Origin of the sequence: Virgibacillus necropolis (genome assembly GCF_002224365.1) — a bacterium.
In the GTDB taxonomy this organism is placed as follows: Bacteria; Bacillota; Bacilli; order Bacillales; family Amphibacillaceae; genus Virgibacillus_F; species Virgibacillus_F necropolis.
This window is the reverse complement of record NZ_CP022437.1, coordinates 3,153,815-3,172,211: the sequence shown is the minus strand read 5'-3', so window position 1 is coordinate 3,172,211 and position 18,397 is coordinate 3,153,815. Positions and strand designations below refer to the sequence as shown.

General features: G+C 38.8%; 14 protein-coding genes. 9 read left to right on the top strand and 5 right to left on the bottom strand.

Annotation, left to right across the window (positions count from 1 at the left end):
• Nucleotides 1-73 precede the first annotated feature (73 nt).
• Both CFK40_RS15030 and CFK40_RS15025 read right to left on the bottom strand, forming a co-directional pair.
• On the bottom strand, nucleotides 74-1,045 hold the full coding sequence (locus tag CFK40_RS15030) for a formylglycine-generating enzyme family protein (protein WP_089534409.1): 972 nt from the start codon (nucleotides 1,043-1,045) through the stop codon (nucleotides 74-76).
• 22 nt (nucleotides 1,046-1,067) lie between these two features.
• Complete coding sequence (locus CFK40_RS15025; RefSeq protein ID WP_089533218.1) at nucleotides 1,068-2,456, bottom strand: sulfatase family protein; 1,389 nt, start codon at nucleotides 2,454-2,456, stop codon at nucleotides 1,068-1,070.
• A 398-nt stretch (nucleotides 2,457-2,854) separates the two neighbouring features.
• Between CFK40_RS15025 and CFK40_RS15020 the strand changes: the two genes are divergently transcribed.
• The 5 genes from CFK40_RS15020 to CFK40_RS15000 all read left to right on the top strand — a co-directional run bounded on the left by CFK40_RS15020 (nucleotide 2,855) and on the right by CFK40_RS15000 (nucleotide 8,177).
• Complete coding sequence (locus CFK40_RS15020; protein ID WP_089533216.1) at nucleotides 2,855-3,445, top strand: TetR/AcrR family transcriptional regulator; 591 nt, start codon at nucleotides 2,855-2,857, stop codon at nucleotides 3,443-3,445.
• 24 nt (nucleotides 3,446-3,469) lie between these two features.
• Nucleotides 3,470-4,237 (top strand): 3-hydroxyacyl-CoA dehydrogenase, encoded by a 768-nt coding sequence (locus tag CFK40_RS15015; protein ID WP_089533214.1) that lies wholly within the window; start codon nucleotides 3,470-3,472, stop codon nucleotides 4,235-4,237.
• Between the two features lie 413 nt (nucleotides 4,238-4,650).
• The gene (locus tag CFK40_RS15010; RefSeq protein ID WP_089533212.1) at nucleotides 4,651-5,796 is read left to right on the top strand and encodes an acyl-CoA dehydrogenase family protein; all 1,146 of its coding nucleotides are present in this window, start codon (nucleotides 4,651-4,653) and stop codon (nucleotides 5,794-5,796) included.
• A 45-nt stretch (nucleotides 5,797-5,841) separates the two neighbouring features.
• A complete protein-coding gene (locus CFK40_RS15005; RefSeq protein ID WP_089533206.1) occupies nucleotides 5,842-6,993 on the top strand; it encodes a thiolase family protein in 1,152 nt (383 codons plus the stop codon).
• 44 nt (nucleotides 6,994-7,037) lie between these two features.
• Nucleotides 7,038-8,177: a CaiB/BaiF CoA transferase family protein gene (locus CFK40_RS15000; RefSeq protein ID WP_089533204.1), complete on the top strand. Its 1,140-nt coding sequence runs from the start codon at nucleotides 7,038-7,040 to the stop codon at nucleotides 8,175-8,177.
• A 157-nt stretch (nucleotides 8,178-8,334) separates the two neighbouring features.
• Here the strand turns inward: CFK40_RS15000 and gabR are convergent, their stop codons facing one another.
• Nucleotides 8,335-9,747 carry a MocR-like transcriptional regulator GabR gene (gene gabR, locus CFK40_RS14995; RefSeq protein ID WP_089533202.1) on the bottom strand — a complete coding sequence of 471 codons (1,413 nt, stop codon included), beginning with the start codon at nucleotides 9,745-9,747 and terminating at the stop codon, nucleotides 8,335-8,337.
• A 109-nt stretch (nucleotides 9,748-9,856) separates the two neighbouring features.
• Here gabR and gabT point away from each other — a divergent pair, with 109 nt between their 5' ends.
• Together gabT and CFK40_RS14985 are read left to right on the top strand one after the other, a co-directional pair.
• On the top strand, nucleotides 9,857-11,158 hold the full coding sequence (gene gabT / locus CFK40_RS14990) for a 4-aminobutyrate--2-oxoglutarate transaminase (protein ID WP_089534408.1): 1,302 nt from the start codon (nucleotides 9,857-9,859) through the stop codon (nucleotides 11,156-11,158).
• Between the two features lie 29 nt (nucleotides 11,159-11,187).
• Complete coding sequence (locus tag CFK40_RS14985; protein WP_089533200.1) at nucleotides 11,188-12,579, top strand: NAD-dependent succinate-semialdehyde dehydrogenase; 1,392 nt, start codon at nucleotides 11,188-11,190, stop codon at nucleotides 12,577-12,579.
• A 55-nt stretch (nucleotides 12,580-12,634) separates the two neighbouring features.
• Here the strand turns inward: CFK40_RS14985 and aguA are convergent, their stop codons facing one another.
• Both aguA and CFK40_RS14975 read right to left on the bottom strand, forming a co-directional pair.
• Nucleotides 12,635-13,732, bottom strand: coding sequence for an agmatine deiminase (gene aguA / locus CFK40_RS14980; RefSeq protein WP_089533198.1), 1,098 nt, complete (start codon nucleotides 13,730-13,732; stop codon nucleotides 12,635-12,637).
• A gap of 321 nt (nucleotides 13,733-14,053) precedes the next feature.
• Nucleotides 14,054-15,442 carry a sigma-54 interaction domain-containing protein gene (locus CFK40_RS14975; RefSeq protein WP_089533196.1) on the bottom strand — a complete coding sequence of 463 codons (1,389 nt, stop codon included), beginning with the start codon at nucleotides 15,440-15,442 and terminating at the stop codon, nucleotides 14,054-14,056.
• Between the two features lie 253 nt (nucleotides 15,443-15,695).
• Between CFK40_RS14975 and CFK40_RS14970 the strand changes: the two genes are divergently transcribed.
• Nucleotides 15,696-16,937 (top strand): M20 family metallo-hydrolase, encoded by a 1,242-nt coding sequence (locus CFK40_RS14970; RefSeq protein WP_089533194.1) that lies wholly within the window; start codon nucleotides 15,696-15,698, stop codon nucleotides 16,935-16,937.
• Nucleotides 16,938-16,963: 26 nt separating this feature from the next.
• Nucleotides 16,964-18,358 carry an aminotransferase family protein gene (locus CFK40_RS14965; protein ID WP_089533192.1) on the top strand — a complete coding sequence of 465 codons (1,395 nt, stop codon included), beginning with the start codon at nucleotides 16,964-16,966 and terminating at the stop codon, nucleotides 18,356-18,358.
• Nucleotides 18,359-18,397 lie beyond the last annotated feature (39 nt).

The window sequence follows — 18,397 nt, the reverse complement described above, 5'->3', positions numbered from 1 at the left end:
CTGATCAGGCTCGGAAATACACACAGAGAATAAGGGATTCCTGCTATAGTTTTAGCGGAAATCCCTTATTTTTTCAAGCATCCTTTACACAACGGAACCCAATATTTCCGGTTGAACTGTCAGGTGTATTAGCTGACCGTGCTGCTACACGATAACGATTGCAATAACTATGATGGCATAAATAAGAACCGCCGCGCATTACTTTGCTTGTCCCATTATCTGCTCCTTTGGGATTTTCTTTCCCGCCTCGTTTATGAATATTCGAGGCAAACCAATCTGAGCACCATTCCCATACGTTGCCAGAAACATTATATAAACCAAACGTATTGGGGGGGAATGAGATAGCGGGTGCGGTCCCTAAATAACCATCTTCCATCGTGTTCTTTTTTGGAAAGCTTCCTTGCCAAATATTGCATTGATGCTCGCCTACTGGTGTCAGTTCATCTCCCCATGGATATGTTTTTTGCACCAACCCACCTCGTGCAGCAAATTCCCATTCCGCTTCAGTTGGGAGTCGTTTTCCCGCCCATTTACAATAAGCATTTGCGTCGTTCCATGAAACATGAATAACAGGATGGTCCATTCTACCTCCAAGGTCTGAATCAGGGCCTTCTGGATTTCGCCAACTAGCGCCTTCCACCACCCACCACCAATGTGTTTGGGAAACGCTTTGTTTTACCTTTTTAGCAGTCTCGGGACTGACTTGTTGAAAAAAAACGAATGACCATCCGTACTGCTCGGCCTCTGTCAGATAGCCTGTATCATCGATAAACTGTTTAAATGCTTCATTCGTCACTGCATGGGTGTCAAAATAAAAAGGATTTACTTTAATATTTCTTATTGGTCCTTCGCCATCCTCAGGAAAGCTTTCTTTCTCTGTAGTCCCCATTAAAAACTTTCCACCTGAAATATAAACCATTTTTCCCAGTTCATTCTGCTGTAGGGAAGATATTATTTTTTGATTACTATTCGATTTTAATTTCTCTGTAACAGTCGTGTGACTTCTTGATGCAGCACAACAACTATTAGTAGTTTGGTTTTTCATATGGTTATCCCCATTGTTTTTGTTAAACGGTTTCATTATATTGCTCTCTTAACTGTACCAGCCTGTCCTTTAGTTCATTGACAACTTCCGTGTAAGCGGCATTGTTGTATTCATTTTTTAATTCCAACGGGTCTTTTTCCAAATCAAACAGCTCCCATTCCGGTTCCATCGGTTTTGGTACTGCTCCTATTACATCTAGTGGTTCTCCATAATAATAGATTAACTTGTATCTATCGGTACGCACGCCATAATGTGCAGTAACATTATGAATGGTTAAGTGCTCCCAGTATCGGTAATAAACTGCATCACGCCAATTATCAGGGGTCTCTCCTTTAGCAATAGCTCGGAAACTTTCTCCTTGCATTTTTTCTTTAGCCTGTACATGACAATAATCCAAAAATGTTGGAGCGAAATCATTATTAATAATCATATCTGTGGATACACTTCCTGGCTTGATCTCATGTGGATAGCGCATAACAAATGGCATTTGCAAGGACTCTTCATACATAAACCGTTTATCATACCAACCATGCTCCCCAAGAAAAAAACCCTGGTCTGATGTATAAATAACAATCGTATCCTGCGCCAACTGGTTGTCATCCAAATAATCGAGTAGCAGTCCGACGTTATCATCAATCGAAACAACACATCGTAAATAGTCTTTAATATAGCGCTGGAATTTCCATTCTTTAATCTCCTGCTTGGAAAGTCCTGTTGGAGGAACTCCTTTAACATCTTCTTCTTTTAAATCTTCTATTCGCATATTGGCAACTTTTGCAGCATTTGCCCGGTCCCCATAATTATCATTAAAGGTAGTAGGAACCTTGAATTCTCTATCATTAAATAATGTCTTGTATTTTTCAGGTGGCTCCCAAGGACGGTGTGGAGCTTTGTGGTGAACCATCATCATGAAAGGCTTTTCATTATTTCGGTTGTTTAGCCAATCAATGGATAAATCTGTGATTCTATCAGTCGCGTATCCTTCAACCTGTTTTTCTTCTCCCATTTCCATCATTACTGGATTATGATAGTCGCCCTGATCAGGAAAGACATTCCAATAATCGAAGCCTGTTGGGTCACTATTTCCACCATGACCAAGATGCCATTTACCTACGAGAGCGGTTTCATATCCGTTCTCCTGTAATAACTTTGGAAACGTCTGCTGTCTTCCGTCGAAATGTTCTGATAGACCACGTACTCCGTTCTCATGACTGTAGTTTCCTGTAAGGATGGAGGCTCTACTTGGAGCACACAATGAATTGGTGCAATAAACATTATCAAAACGCATTCCTTCGTCCGCGATTCGATCAATATTTGGTGTATCGACAAGCTCTTTGTTATAGGAGCTTATTGCCTGTGCTGCGTGATCATCGCTCATGATAAATAGAATGTTTGGTTGTTTTGTAGACATGTTTTTCCTCCTAGATTTGTTGTTGAAAATCGATGTAGATACCTTAATTATACCAAAAAACAGTGTTCATGCGGATTTTGTATGTCTTTTTTCTGTTTTGAAAAGGTTTTTTTATTAATCTTTCAAGGTGCGAAACTTAATAAATAAGTGCTCTCCACCTGAATTCAGCTGGAGAACACTTCATCAAGGCACTGAAGATCGAAATAAAATGAGAAGAAGGAGAATAGCACTTCATTAAGACTTCAATCCCCACCACCACTTGAAACAACTCACAACAATTCGGGTGGTGGGCATTACCTTTTAAAAATTTCAGAAAATTAACTTGACATTTAAAAAATGAATAATTAGAATAATAATTAAGTTAAACATAGGCTACACAGAGAAAGAAGTGAGCAGTAGTGTCCTTACGTGAAAGGAAAACAGCTAAGAAAAAAGAAGATATCTTGAGGACAGCCGTTCTTGTTTTATCGGAAAAAGGATATCATGGCACGACGATAGAAGAAATTGCATCAAGAATTTTGATGACGAAAGGATCCGTTTACTATTATTTTAAGGATAAACAGGATTTGTTGTATCAAAGTCAACTCATGCTCTTGGGACGAAGTATTGAAAATGTAGAAGCTATCCTTTTCCAGGATTTGCTTGTGATTGAAAAGTTGCGAATGGCTATGATTGGTCATATCGAATATCTACTTTGGGAACGAAGTGGTTTTGAAATGATGGTAAAGCTGGAACAGTTTTTTTCCGCGCAGCAAAAGGAGAAGATTTTACAGCTGAGAGATGATTATGGGAAAGCTTTTGATCAATTGATTCAGGCGGGAATAGAGGAGAATGTATTTGGTTCAGTGGATGTGAAGATAGTGAGAAATATTATATTAGGTGCCATGAACTGGGTTACCCAATGGTATTCGGAAAGTGGAAAAAAAGATAAAACAGAGATTGCCGAATCAATTTCGGACTATTTGTTGCACATTCTTATAAAGAAATAAAACGCATGTTTGGAGGAAATCGTGATGAAGATTGAAAACAGTGTTGCAGTCGTTACAGGGGGAGCATCCGGTTTAGGTGAAGCCACGGTAAGGAACATCATTTCAAAGGGCGGTAAGGCTATTATTTTGGATCTGGCGGAAGAAAAAGGAATTAATTTAGCAGAAGAAGTAGGAGAAAACGGACATTTTATCAAAACAAATGTAACAGATGAATCAAGCGTTCAAGCAGCATTAGACCAAGCTGTTGAAAGGTTTGGTAACATTCACGTACTGATCAATTGTGCTGGTATTGCCGTTGCTGAAAAGACTTTTGGTAAGAAGGGGAAGCATGAGCTATCTTCCTTTTCAAAGGTTATTCAGGTTAATTTAATCGGTACATTTAATGTGATACGTCTTACTGCAGAAAAGATGGCTGAAAATGAGCCTAATGAAAATGGCGAGCGCGGTGTCATTATTAATACAGCTTCTGTTGCTGCCTTTGATGGACAAATTGGTCAGGTTGCTTATAGTGCATCAAAAGGAGGAATCGTTGGTATGACATTGCCGATTGCAAGGGATCTTTCCTCACTTGGAATTAGAGTGATGACGATTGCCCCAGGATTATTTGAAACACCTTTATTTGCGGGATTACCTGATAAGGCAAAACAAGCGCTTGGAGAAATGACACCGTTTCCAAAACGGTTAGGTAATCCGTCTGAATATGCACGTTTAACCGAAAGCATTATTGAAAATCCAATGTTAAACGGTGAAACAATTCGACTTGATGGTGCGATTAGAATGCAGCCACGGTAGACATCTTACAGAAAGAGGGACAAGGGGACAGGTTGAGGCCACTGAAAAAGTTAAACTAAGTACAAAATATGTGGATCTGCCATCGCACCCTCGAATATACTTCGCTTTCCGCGGGCGAGTGTCGAGCCTCCTCGGACTGCCGTCCTGCGGGGTCTCGCCGATCTCTTACTTCCCGCAGGAGTCTCCGTATATTCGAGGGTGCTAAGTTAAAATGAAAAGTGAAATTTTTAAAATCCACACTTTTTCAGTGGCCTCGGACAGGTTTCTTGTCCCACTAATGAATACAATATTTATTCAATACTGATAGTAACGAAAGGTTCCTTCTATAATGATAATAGTATAAAAACCACAAAAAATAATAGGGACAAGGTTCCTGTCCCCTTGTCCCGAGAAATAGGAGAGGGGATTATTGTATGGAAAGATCGTATTTACGTGAAGAACATGCTATTTTCCGGCGATCACTGCGCAAGTTTCTGGAAAAGGAAGCATATCCTTATTTTGAACAATGGGAGAAGGAGCAACAGGTGCCAAGATCTTTTTGGAAAAAGGCTGGGGAGCAGGGATTTCTTTGTCCGTGGGTTGAAGAGGAGTATGGTGCATTTCAGGCCGACTTTGGTTATTCTGTTGTGATCAATGAAGAATTTGAGCGGGTAGGAACAGCGATGGTTGGACTTGGCCTTCATAATGATATTGTGATGCCATATATTGCATCGCTCGGTACTGAATCTCAGAAAAGAGCTTGGCTGCCGGGGGCAATTAGTGGAGATTTGATTTCTGCAATTGCAATGACAGAGCCAGGTGCTGGGTCGGATTTGGCTGCCATCCGAACAACTGCGGTCAGGGATGGCGATGATTATATTTTAAATGGAGAAAAGACATTTATTACAAATGGCTATTCTGCGGATTTAGTTGTGGTTGTATGTAAAACAGATACGCAGGTAAAACCGGCACATAAGGGGATTAGTCTTATCGTTGTCGAAGCTGGTACACCAGGATTTACAAAGGGGAAAAAGCTTCAGAAGGTTGGTCAGCATGCAAGTGATACATGTGAATTAATATTCGAGGATGTCCGTGTTCCTGCAGAAAATTTATTGGGAGCAGAGGGGAAAGGTTTTTATTACCTGATGGAGAACCTGCAGCAGGAACGATTACTGGTGGCGATTCAAAGCATAGCAGGAACGGAAAGAATGTTGGATCTGACAATTGATTATGTGAAACAACGAAAAGCGTTTGGCAAGCCAATCAGTCAGTTTCAAAATACGCAGTTTAAACTTGCGGAACTGAAGACTGAATTTCAAATTGGTAGGGCGTTTGTCGATCGGTTAATTGATGATCATGTGTCAGGTAAAGATGTCGTGACAGAGGTCTCGATGGCAAAATGGTGGACGACTGATCTAGCAAAAAAGGTTGCGGCTGAATGCATGCAACTGCATGGGGGCTATGGATATATGGAAGAGTATGAGATTGCGAGAAGGTTTCGTGATGCAGCGGTCTCATCGATTTATGCAGGTTCAAATGAAATCATGAAAGTGATCATTGCGAAAAATATGGGATTATAGGATATGAAAAGGCTTAAAACTAGATTGATAGAAAGGGAGATAGATATGCGTGAAGCTGTAATTGTCGAGGCGGTAAGAACGCCGATTGGGAGACGAAACGGAATATTAAGTGGAATTCGTGCTGAGGAGCTTGGCGCGATGCCTTTGGAAGAAGTGTTAAAAAGAGCTGGCGTCTCGGCCGAATTGGTAGAAGACGTAATTTTCGGGTGTGTGTCTCAGGTCGGGGAACAAGCCTTTGATATTGCGAGACAGGCAGCGCTGATAGCGGGTTATCCAGTGGAAGTTCCGGGAATAACGATTGACCGTCAATGTGGATCCAGTCAACAAGCTGTGCATTTTGCTTCACAGGCAATCATAAGTGGGGATATGGATGTAGTAGTGGCGGGCGGAATTGAGAATATGTCTCGTGTACCAATGGGATCGAATATGCAGGGCGTTAAATTGAGTGAGGCACTGACGTCTAAATATGAAATCATTAATCAGGGTTTATCTGCAGATCGAATTGCAGAAAAGTGGGGATTTACTCGAGAACAAATGGATCAATTTTCACTGGATAGTCATGCGAAAGCGGTAGCGGCTCAAAAGGCTGGTCATTTCGAAAAGGAAATTATGCCTGTAGAGGTGACGCTTCTAGATGGAACAAAAACAACCGTTAACCAGGATGAGGGGCCAAGAGAAAATACCAGTCTTGAGAAACTCGGCGGTCTTAAAGCTGCATTCAGAGAAAATGGAAGTGTGACAGCAGGGAATGCGAGTCAAATCAGTGATGGTGCTGTAGCAATTCTGTTGATGTCACGCGAAAAGGCTGAAGAACTTGGATTAAAGCCAAGGTTCCGTGTTATTGCTCGCTCTGTTGTTGGATCCGATCCTACATTGATGCTAACAGGGCCCATTCCTGCAACTGAAAAAGTATTGAAAAAAGCAGGGCTCAAACTAGACGATATTGATATTTTTGAAGTGAATGAGGCATTTGCATCTGTTCCAATGGCTTGGCTACATGAAACCGGGGCTGATCCGAAAAAATTAAATCCAAATGGTGGTGCGATTGCACTTGGCCATCCGCTTGGAGCAAGTGGTGGGCGCCTAATGGTAACCCTAATGCATGAGCTTGAACGAACGGGCGGACGCTACGGACTCCAGACGATGTGCGAGGGACATGGTATGGCGAATGCAACCATCATTGAAAGACTGGATTAAATTTCTATGAATTTAATGGGTAGTAATAGAAAGGAGGATCTGTATTGCCGCTAAAAAACACACGTGTACTGGATTTAACACGATTATTACCAGGTCCATATTGCACGATGTTACTTGCAGATTTTGGGGCTGAGGTTATTAAAGTGGAAGAGCCAAAAATGGGGGATTATGCCAGACATTATGAACCAAAGCTCGGTGATAACAGTGTATTATTCCATTCGCTCAACCGAAATAAAAAAAGCGTCTGTTTAAATTTGAAGTCAGAAGAAGGGAAAGCAGATTTTCTAGAAATGGTTGAAAAAGCCGATGTTGTTGTGGAATCATTTCGCCCGGGTGTGATGGAACGGCTAGGACTAGATTACGAGAAATTAAAACAAGTAAATCCTGCACTTGTTTATTGTGCGATAACGGGCTATGGACAAACTGGTCCATATGCAAACAAACCTGGTCACGACATTAACTATTTGAGTTATGCAGGGTTGCTCCATTTGATGGGGGAAAAAGGAGGGAAACCAGTTATTCCTGCTACCCAAATAGCAGATATAGGAGGAGGGGCACTTCCAGCTACAGTGGGTATTTTGTTAGCACTTCTGGAAAGAAAAAATTCGGGGGAAGGGCAATTCGTCGATATTTCAATGCTCGATGGGGTTATTTCCTGGTTGCAAACACTTCTTCCTAACTATTTATCTCATCATACGGAGTCAAATCGTGGTGAGCAAATGTTAGCCGGAGGGCTAGCTGCTTATGCGGTTTATGAAACAAAAGATGCCCGCTTTCTTTCTGTCGGCGCCCTAGAGCCAAAGTTCTGGGGAGCATTTTGTCTTGCAATAGAAAGAAGTGACTTTATCCCGCTTTTACAGGCGCCATTACAGGAACAATATCGGTTAAAGTATGAAATACAAACGATTATATCGAAAAAAACGTTAGCAGACTGGCTCACTATTTTTTCAAGTTTGGAAGCCTGCGTGTCTCCAGTATTGTCATTTGATGAAATGATTGAAGACCCGCAAGTTATCGCACGCGGAATGATCCAGACAATGAAACACAATACAGTAGGGGAAACAAAACAAGTTGGCACACCAATCAAATTGTCGAGAACACCTGGTGGTATTCGTACCCTAGCTCCGAAATTGGGTGAACATACAGCGGAGTTTATGGAGGAGATGGAGATTTTAAGGAAGTAGATTTTTTTACACAATGTTCGGAGGGGACATAGGGACAGGTTTCTTGTCCCAACGATACAACCAAACACTGTCCAAATAAAAACCTCGATCTTTAAAACTAACTTAATAATGGGGACAAGGTACCTGTCCCATGTCCCTCCCTTTATAAGGTATGTTTTCAATTAATTATACAATGCAATTTCTCTACAGTATCAGGTATCTGTTCTCGTTTAATAGTTGCAAATCCTATAATTAAATCAATTACGCCTTCCTCTTTATATTTATTCGTTAACATAAAACGCCTCATCGAATATATTTCAAGCTTTTCTTTTTTAGCTCTTTCCTCAATAGTTTCATAGTCTTTATACGTTTTAAACTGGGCAAGAAAATGTAAACCAGCTGGGACATCTTCAATTTTTACATTATCTTCAAAGCGAAGTTCAAGCTGTTTAATTAGTTCTTTTCTTTTCATTTCATAATGATGATTCATCCTTCTTATATGCTTTGCATACTCTCCTGACTCTATAAAGTAATATAATGTAAATAAAGCTAGTGAATTACTATTCTGCATTAAATCAGCATGATGTTGCCGATATTTTCTTAACATATCGGGCGGTAATACCATGTAACTAACACGCAATCCAGGTAACATCGTTTTTGAAAAAGTTCCAGTATATATTACACGTTGATTTCTATCTAAGCTTTGTAGAGATGGGATATTGTCTGTTTCATATTTGAATTCACTATCATAATCATCTTCTACGATATACCTATTACTTGTTTGTGTAGACCAATTAAGCAACTGGATGCGTCTAGAAATCGGCATAATTTTACCTGTTGGAAATTGATGTGATGGTGTAACAAACAGGAAATTGGCCTTCGATGATTCAACTTCTTTCATATTAATTCCTTTTCCATCCAGTTTAAGGGACCGAACGTCAAAGTCCATGTTTTTTAATAATGTATAAAAACGAGAATACCCCGGGTCCTCCATGGCAATTATTGGTTTATTCTTTTGTACTTCCATTAATTGTTTTATTAATAACTGTGTACCTGCACCGATTACAATTTGTTCCGGTTCACACATAACCCCACGGGACAATGCAATTATACGGGAAATTGTATTTCTTAAAAGTAATGGACCTTGTGGATGAATAATTTCTGAGAGCTCTTCTTTGTGATTCGTTATCGCTTTTTGCTGACATTTTAGCCATTCTTTGAAAGGGAACATCGATATATCCGAAGTCATATGGGATAAGGAAATCCATCCATCCTTGCGCATCGTTTTTTCTTTTAAATCATGTGGTAATTTAGTTGTAACGGATTCCTCTTGGTGCTGAAACTGTGTAATATTTTCTACATAGTACCCGCTTCTCTCAACAGTATAAATATATCCTTCGGCGAGTAACTGCTCATAAGCAATTGTAACTGTATTAATACTTACCTTTAATTGATTTGCTAACTTCCTTTTAGAAGGTAATTTTTCATCGGGTTGTATTTTTCTATTTAATATTTTCACCTTAATTTCCTTATAAATTTGTTGGTATTTATAAGTTGTTTTCTTAGTTATATCCGAAAATAAAATGTCCATCATTATCCCATCCAATCTGGCACCTAAAATAATTGCTATCTGGTACTTTTTATTATACCAGATTTTTGTCATACTTATCGTTATATTCAGGTAAGGGAGAGGGATAATGATGACAACATCATATGTAACAAGTGATGAATTACAAAACAAAAGAAAAAAGTTTATTCCTAGAGGTGTAAGTAATGGTAATTTAAATATAGCTCAGAAAGCGACAGGCGCAACCATTACAGATATTGATCAAAATGAATGGATAGACTTCGCCGGCGCTATCGGTACGTTAAATGTAGGACACAGCCATCCAAAAGTAACCGAAGCTGTAAATAAACAGATAGAAAAATTTTTACATCCTGGCTTTAACGTAATGATGTATGAAGGATATATTAATCTCGCGGAAAAATTATGTGAAATTACACCTGGAAATTTTGCTAAACAAGCGATTTTATTTAACTCAGGAGCAGAAGCTGTGGAAAATGCCGTTAAGGTTTCCCGTCGTTATACAGGAAGACAAGCTGTCGTTTCATTTACTCGTGGATTCCATGGAAGAACGAATATGACGATGGGTATGACAAGTAAAGTAAAGCCATATAAATTTGGATTTGGCCCATTTTCACCAGAGATATACCAGGCACCATTTCCTTATTTATACCACAAACCAGATCATATGTCGGATGGAGATTATGTTGACAAGGTAATTGAAGAGTTTAAGGACTTTTTCCTCTCTACCGTTGCACCAGAAACAGTGGCCTGTGTGGTTATGGAACCTGTTCAAGGAGAGGGCGGTTTTATTATTCCCCCGAAAAAATTTGTTCAATTTGTAAGCGATTTCTGCAATGAACATGGAATTGTCTTTGTTGCTGATGAAATCCAGACAGGGGTTGGCCGCACAGGAAAGTTATTTGCTATGGAGCACTTTGACGTTGTTCCTGATTTAGTGACTGTATCAAAATCGTTAGCTGCTGGATTTCCATTAAGTGCAGTTGTCGGTAAAAAGGAAATTTTAAATACTGCAGGACCAGGAGAATTAGGTGGTACATTTGCAGGGAATCCAGTAGCTTGTGCTGCAGCTTTAACCGTATTAGAAATCATTGAGGAAGAGAATTTACTACAAAAGTCAGAAATACTTGGTCAAAAATTAGAGATGAAATTAAGGGAGCTTTCCGAAAAACATGAATACATGGGTGATATCCGCCGCTTAGGATCCATGGTCGCAGTTGAATTGGTCATTAATCGTACTGACAAATCACCAAACAAGGATAAAACGGGGGAAATAATTAAATTTGCAAATGAAAGTGGTCTGCTGTTACTCTCTGCAGGTTTAAAAGGAAATGTCATTCGTTTCTTAGCACCATTAGTTATTACTGATGAAGAATTATCAAAAGGACTGGCAATTTTAGAAAGAGCTTTTGATTAAAACTAATACCCAGAAGGAGTGTCAAACAAATGTCGAATAAGTTCAAAGTAACTAACCCTGCTACAGGTGACGTAATTGAGGAAATAAAAGCAAATACAGAAGAAGAAATCAAACAAGCAATAAAAAATGGACATGAAAGTTTTAAAAAATGGTCAAAAGTCAACGCACATGAACGGTCAAAGTTATTACGAATATGGTCACAAAAAATACAAGAAAATAAAGAATCAATAGCAGAAATAATGACATTGGAAAACGGTAAGCCATTACACGAGTCACTGGGTGAAGTTGACTATGCAACAAGCTATATTGATTGGTATGCAGAAGAAGCAAAAAGAATGTACGGGCGTACTATTCCTGCATCCAGTGAGTCGAAAAGGATTATCGTCAGCAAACAACCAATCGGACTTGTGGCCGCCATTACACCTTGGAATTTTCCAGCTGCAATGATGACTAGAAAAGCTGCACCTGCTTTAGCAGCTGGTTGTACATTTATTGTTAAACCGGCAGTTGAAACACCTTTGACCACCATACGATTAATCGAACTTGCACATGAAGCAGGGATCCCGAAAGACGCTGTCCAGTATGTGAACGGGAGAGGTAGTGTCGTTGGTGATTTATTTACAAGTAGCGAGTATGTACGGAAAATCACCTTTACCGGTTCTACTCCTGTTGGCAAGCAATTAATTAAAAACAGTGCTGATACTGTAAAACATGTAACCATGGAATTAGGAGGACACGCTCCACTGATTGTAGCTGAAGATGCCGATCTCGATTTTGCTGTAACACAGACAATAGGAACAAAATTCAGGAATGCTGGACAGACGTGTGTCTGCGCTAACCGCATTATTGTACATGAGAGTATTCTGGATACTTTCGCAGAAAAATTGGCGAAAGAAGTTCAAAAACTAAATTTAGGAAATGGCCTCGATAAAGGAACAGATATTGGACCAATCATCAATAAAAAAGGGTATGAAAAAATTGTCTCGCAAGTAAATGATGCAATCGAAAAAGGGGCCGAAGTATTGGCTGGAAACGACTACGATAAGGATGAGGAAAAGGGGTATTTCTTTGTGCATCCCACAGTCTTAAAAAATGTAGATTCGACCATGGACATTATGCATGAAGAAACATTTGGTCCAGTGGCTCCAATTACTAGCTTTAAAGAAATTGAAGAGGCTGTTGAAATTGCAAATAGTACACCTTACGGACTTGCGGCCTATTTCTTTACGAATAATTATAAAACGGGTATGTACCTACACGATCATCTAGACTTTGGTATTGTTGGGTGGAACGATGGCGGCCCTTCTGCAGCACATGCTCCATTTGGCGGAATGAAGGAAAGTGGACTTGGACGTGAAGGTGGTATAGAAGGTATTGAACCGTATCTAGAAACAAAATATTTGTCTATCGGTAATTTATAAAATAAAAGGCGCTATTTTCTAGTTTGAAAATAGTGCCTTTTCATATAGATATATGTCATGCTTGCGGTTGTTGTTGCGTTATGCAGTGAATGTTTCCTCCACCAACGGAGATTTCACGTGTATAAACAGGAACTATTTTACGGTCTGGAAACATATTTTCAAACGTTTTTATAGCTATTTCGTCTTGGCGATCGTTAAATACAGGTAAAATGACTCCACCATTGCATAAATAACAATTAATGTAAGTTGCTATAAAGTTTACTCCGGCTGATCGATCGTAACTTGTTGAAGTAATATCAATTTCAAGACTTTCAGCTTCACTCAATGTAATTTGCTTAGGAAGTTGGATTTTATTAATCGTAAACTTTCTTCCTTTAGCGTCTGTTTCTTCCTTCATCTGATTATAAGCATCTTGTAGGACTGCGTATTGCGGATGATTGGTATCATCTGTCCATCCAATTGCTACTTCACCAGGCCTAACGTAGAACAAAACTTCATCTACATGGCCGTTTGTCTCATCACCAGCCAAACCATTTTTTAACCAGATTACTTTCTGGATGTTTAAATAGTTACTCAGTTTTTCCTCTACTTCTTCTTTTGTTAGATTCGGGTTCCGATTAGGATTTAAAAGGCATTCCTCTGTCGTAATGAGTGTCCCTTCTCCGTCAACAGTAATTGCACCACCTTCTAAAACAAGATCAGATGCATCATATCTGTTTACGTGCTCAATCTCCAAAACTTTCTGTTTGACCAGAACATCCTTATCCCAAGGGAAATACAGTCCATCATCCAACCCTCCCCATGCATTAAACGCCCAATCTACACCGCGAACTTCGCCGGTATCATTTTTAATAAAGGTGGGTCCGATATCACGCATCCATGCGTCATTTGACGAAATTTCAACTACCCGAACATCTGCAGGTAAAAGTGCACGAGCGTTTTCAAATCGTTCAGTTTCCACGCAAACGGTCACTGGTTCGAACTGTGAAATGGCTTCAGCTACTTCTGCATATGCTTTTTGAGCTGGCTTAGCTCCAGATCTCCAAGTATCTGTCCTTGTTGGCCATAGCATCCAGGTCCCTTTATGTAGTTCAAACTCTCCAGGCATTCTATATCCATCTTTTTTTGGTGTACTATTTATAGTTAATACCATACTTTATTCCTCCCTTTATGAGGATACTATGCAAGTTTCATGCCGAATTTTAAATTAATAGTGAATGATATATCTAACACTGCTCTTTATAAAAGCGTTAAAGAGGTTGTTCAAAAAGTCCCCAAATGATAAACGGCGAATTTCTTCGTTGCGCAGTTTTTCCGGTCTCACGTATTAAAAGCATACGTTCCGGTCCTCAAAATCTTCGCGCCTTGAACTTCTTGTTTCTAATTTGCCGACTTTTTGAACACTCATTTAAAGGGGAACAAACTGAATATATACAGTCTATTATTTATATCCTGAGTCAAAATCGAATCGTCACTAAAGATTATACTTTTTTACTCTTCTTACAAAAGAAGATTGCGTAATACCAAGCGACTTAGCTGCCTTTCTCGTAGATTTATAATCTGTTTTTGCTCTTTTTATAAGTTCCATTTCAATTTTTTCTAAATAATCTGGGAGACTTTGCGAATTCAACTTATCATGAATAGTTTTAGTGTGTTGATTACTTTCTAATACTTTATCTGGAAGTGCAGTTGTTTCAATGATTTCGGACTTCGCAGTAACAACTAAATACTCTACCATATTCTCTAGTTCTCGAATATTACCTGGCCAACTATAATTTTGGAGATAGTCAAGCAATTCTTTGCTTAAAGTAGACTTTTTTCGATATTTTTCCCTAAATAAATCAAAATAGTGATAAATCAAGGGAAGTATATCATCTTTTCTTTCTTTTAAGGCTGGTATATGAATGGATACAACGTTTAAACGGTAATAAAGATCCTCCCGAAATTGCTTTTCTTTTACCATTTGTGGTAGGTTTTGATTTGTCGCTGTAATTATTCGAATATCGACTTTTTTTAGGTCGGTTGAACCAATTGGAATAAATGACTTATTTTGTACTAACTGAAGTATTTTTGGTTGAAGAGATAATGGCAGTTCCGCGATTTCATCCAAAAAAAGGGTGCCTCCATCTGCCTTTTCTGCTAGACCTACTTTCCCACTATTGTTTGCCCCAGTAAAAGCACCTTTTTTATAGCCAAATAACTCTGACTCCAATAATGATTCTGGAATTGCACCACAATTGATCTGGATAAAAGGTTTGTTAGGCCTGTTACTTATTTTGTGAATTTCTTCGGCAATTACGCTTTTTCCTACACCAGTCTCTCCATTTAATAGTATAGTTGCATCTACTGTAGCAACGCGTCTCATTAAATCCAGCATTTCTTCATGTATTTTACTTTTCCCAATTATTAATTGCCTTTGACTTTCATTTTTTTGCTTTAAACTCATTTGGTGAAGTTCATTCCAGTATTCTTGAATGAGTATTTCGGCCTTTTCCAGTTTAAATGAAGCTCTTACCGTTTCCGTAATATCCTTTACTTGTACCAGTACATATTCCGTGTCTTCACCCTTAACTTTTACTAAATGTCCTGTGGCAAGATATTGACGATCTTTTGATGTTTGAACTTTTGAAACGATTTCTCTTTTTTCTAACACAATTTTCGTAACGGATGGGGTAAACAAACCATTATTTTCTAGCTCACCCACATTTCTTCCTATTATTTTAGATCGAGGTACACCAAGTTGTTTTGTACTAGTATCGTTTGCCCAGATAGCAACGCCATCCTTGTCAGCTATAAAAATTCCATCTTTTAAATGGTTGAAAATACTATGAAAATGTTTATCAGAGAAAAAATTACCGCTCATTGAGATTACCTCCATGAATTTTTAAGTATTTTCGAGTCACTTTCGAATCATTTTTTCGAAATTGACTCAAAACTGATTATATACTATAAACATTCAGAATAAAACCACTAGGAGTAGAGGATTAGAAATAATTTTTTTAAGTCCCTTGCTTATGCGTGTCACCCCTGTCCAAGGCGTTTGCATTTTTCTTTTTGGCATGGAACTTGCATTTACTATTGTTGAAGGAGAGAGACATGCAACAAGGAGGAAAATCATGGAATCATTATTATATCGAATTAACAGAAGACGTTTGCTTGAAACGATTAACGTAAGTTCTTCTATAGGCGCTTCTGAAAATGGAGGACTAAGCCGTTTAGCTTTGTCAGAAGAAGATAAAACGATGAGAGATATTTTTGTTGAGTGGTTACATCAAGAAAAGCTGGATGTTCGTATTGACGACTTCGGAAATATCTATGGAAGAAGAAAAGGAAAAAGAAATGATGGGCCAACAATCGCGGTGGGGTCGCACCTGGATACACAACCGTGCGGTGGGCGATATGATGGTGTTCTAGGTGTTTTAGCAGCCTTAGAAGTCATTCGGGTTTTAAATGAAAATAATATTGAAACGGAATTTCCTATTGAGATTATCAATTTTACGAATGAAGAGGGGGCGCGATTTGGACCTCCGATGCTTGGATCAGGTGGTGTTACAGAAAATTTTACAAAAAATTTCATTTACAACATAAAAGACAGTAATGATATAACTTTTAAACAGGCACTAAAGTCGATTGGTTATATGGGAGAAATAGAAAACCGATTAAGCAATGTAAAGAACTTTATAGAACTTCATATTGAGCAAGGTTCCATCCTAGAAAAAAATAATACGTCAATTGGGATTGTTGAGGGAATACAAGGGATGAGTTGGTTAATTGTTAAAGTAACTGGGGAAACCAACCATGCTGGTCCTACACCTATGGAGAATAGAAAAGATGCCTTACTTGCCACCTCCAAAATGATTGGAAGGGTTAACGATTTAACGAAGGAATTTGATGGCTTGAAAACAACAGTTGGTACATTGAATGTGAAACCCAATATCACAAACGTTATTCCTGGGGAAGTAGAATTCATTATTGATATTCGTCACCCCTCTAACGAGACTAGAGCGAACGCTATTGAATCACTTAAAGAACAATTAAGTACCATTGCCTTAATGAATGATGTAGAGATAACTATTACGACAGACTGGACCTCAGATGCTGTTGAATTTTCTCAAGTTGTTACAGAGAGTATCCGCGAAGCTAGTGAAAAATGGGGGTATTCATCGTTGAATATGTATAGTGGTCCCGGCCACGATGCGAAATATATCTCGCAAGTAGCGGAAAGTGGCATGATTTTTGTCCCAAGTTGTAAAGGCATTAGTCATAATGAACAGGAATTGACAGTGGATGATGACATTGAAAAAGGTGCAAACGTTCTGCTTACTGTCATTAATAACCTAGCTAATGGTACGAATTAACATTATAAAATTAAGGAGTGTTTAGAATGAGTCAAACTAAACAATTTGTTAAAGGTCAAAGTCAATCACTAAGAAATGAATTATCGAATTTGGATCGGAAACATGTTCTTCATCCATCTACTAATCCTAAAAACCAGGTTGATCATGGTCCAAAGATTATATTTACAGGTGGAGATGGTATTTACCTGAATGATATCGATGGGAACACCTATATTGATGGTGTGTCTATGCTGTGGAATGTGAATTTAGGGCACGGAAACAAAGAATTAGCTGAAGCATCATACAAGCAAATGGTTGAGGCTGCTTATACGACTACTTTCTATGGCTATGTCAATGAGGCTACTGTTCGATTAGCAGAAAAAATAACATCGTTAACACCTGGGGATTTGAATACAGTGTTCTTTACTTCAGGCGGGTCCGAATCAAATGATACTGCTTTTAAACTGTCAAGATTTTATTGGCAATTACGGGGTTATAAAGAGAAGAAAAAAATAATTTCCTTAAGACGCGGGTATCATGGTGTAACAGTTGCAGCACAACGGGCAACAGGTATCGATGCATACCGGAATTTTTCTGGGTCAACAGACCCTGATATTGTAAACGCTAAACCGCATCTAACTGAATGTGAGTTGGGTGATAAAAATCATCCAGAATATGAGGGTTGTATTAGAGATATCATCGAAAAAGAAGGAGCAGACAAGATTGCTGCTGTCATTGTAGAACCTATTCAAGGTGCAGGTGGCGTTCATGTTCCACCTGAAGAATATTTACAAGCTGTCAGAAAGCTTTGTGATGAAAATAATATACACCTCATTGCAGATGAAGTTATTTGCGGTTTTGGTCGAACTGGAAAAATGTTTGGTGTTGATCACTGGGAAATTGTTCCAGACTTCATGTCAGTCGCAAAAGGTATAACAAGTGGATATGCCCAACTCGGTGGGGTCGTAATGACAGAAAAAATCAGAGATGAATTTGCCCAGTATGATGCAATGTTAGCTCATGGTTTCACATATAGTGGACATCCAACTGCATGTGCAGTCGGGTTAAAAAATATTGAGATTATAGAAAGAGATGGTCTTGTTGAACGTGCTAATACAATGGGACGCGAACTGGACAAGGGCTTGAAATACTTGGAGGATAAATATACCTTTTTTACAAATAGAAGATCGAGAGGTTTACTAGCTGGTTTTGATTTAATGAAGGATCCAGAAGCAAATATTCCATTTGATCATTCAGCTAGAGCTGCTGGTAATCTGGTGGATGAGTGTTATAACAGAAAACTGCTCATTAGACCATTTGATTTTGAACCGGGAATGAATATTGTGGCAATCGCGCCACCTCTTACGATTAGTAAAAATGAAGTAGAAAAAATCATTCATATCGTGGATGATTCATTAACAGCTTTTTCAAAGAAGATTTAAGCGGACAATCATACGAAAAAAACGTTGAAACAGAGGAGG

Bases quoted from the DNA above. Each gene is read 5' to 3' on its own strand.
- CFK40_RS15030 (WP_089534409.1), bottom strand. From the start codon at position 1,045: ATGAAAAACCAAACTACTAATAGTTGTTGTGCTGCATCAAGAAGTCAC.
- CFK40_RS15025 (WP_089533218.1), bottom strand. From the start codon at position 2,456: ATGTCTACAAAACAACCAAACATTCTATTTATCATGAGCGATGATCAC.
- CFK40_RS15015 (WP_089533214.1), top strand. From the start codon at position 3,470: ATGAAGATTGAAAACAGTGTTGCAGTCGTTACAGGGGGAGCATCCGGT.
- CFK40_RS15010 (WP_089533212.1), top strand. From the start codon at position 4,651: ATGGAAAGATCGTATTTACGTGAAGAACATGCTATTTTCCGGCGATCA.
- CFK40_RS15005 (WP_089533206.1), top strand. From the start codon at position 5,842: ATGCGTGAAGCTGTAATTGTCGAGGCGGTAAGAACGCCGATTGGGAGA.
- gabR (WP_089533202.1), bottom strand. From the start codon at position 9,747: ATGGACATTTTATTTTCGGATATAACTAAGAAAACAACTTATAAATAC.
- gabT (WP_089534408.1), top strand. From the start codon at position 9,857: ATGACAACATCATATGTAACAAGTGATGAATTACAAAACAAAAGAAAA.
- CFK40_RS14985 (WP_089533200.1), top strand. From the start codon at position 11,188: ATGTCGAATAAGTTCAAAGTAACTAACCCTGCTACAGGTGACGTAATT.
- aguA (WP_089533198.1), bottom strand. From the start codon at position 13,732: ATGGTATTAACTATAAATAGTACACCAAAAAAAGATGGATATAGAATG.
- CFK40_RS14975 (WP_089533196.1), bottom strand. From the start codon at position 15,442: ATGAGCGGTAATTTTTTCTCTGATAAACATTTTCATAGTATTTTCAAC.
- CFK40_RS14970 (WP_089533194.1), top strand. From the start codon at position 15,696: ATGGAATCATTATTATATCGAATTAACAGAAGACGTTTGCTTGAAACG.
- CFK40_RS14965 (WP_089533192.1), top strand. From the start codon at position 16,964: ATGAGTCAAACTAAACAATTTGTTAAAGGTCAAAGTCAATCACTAAGA.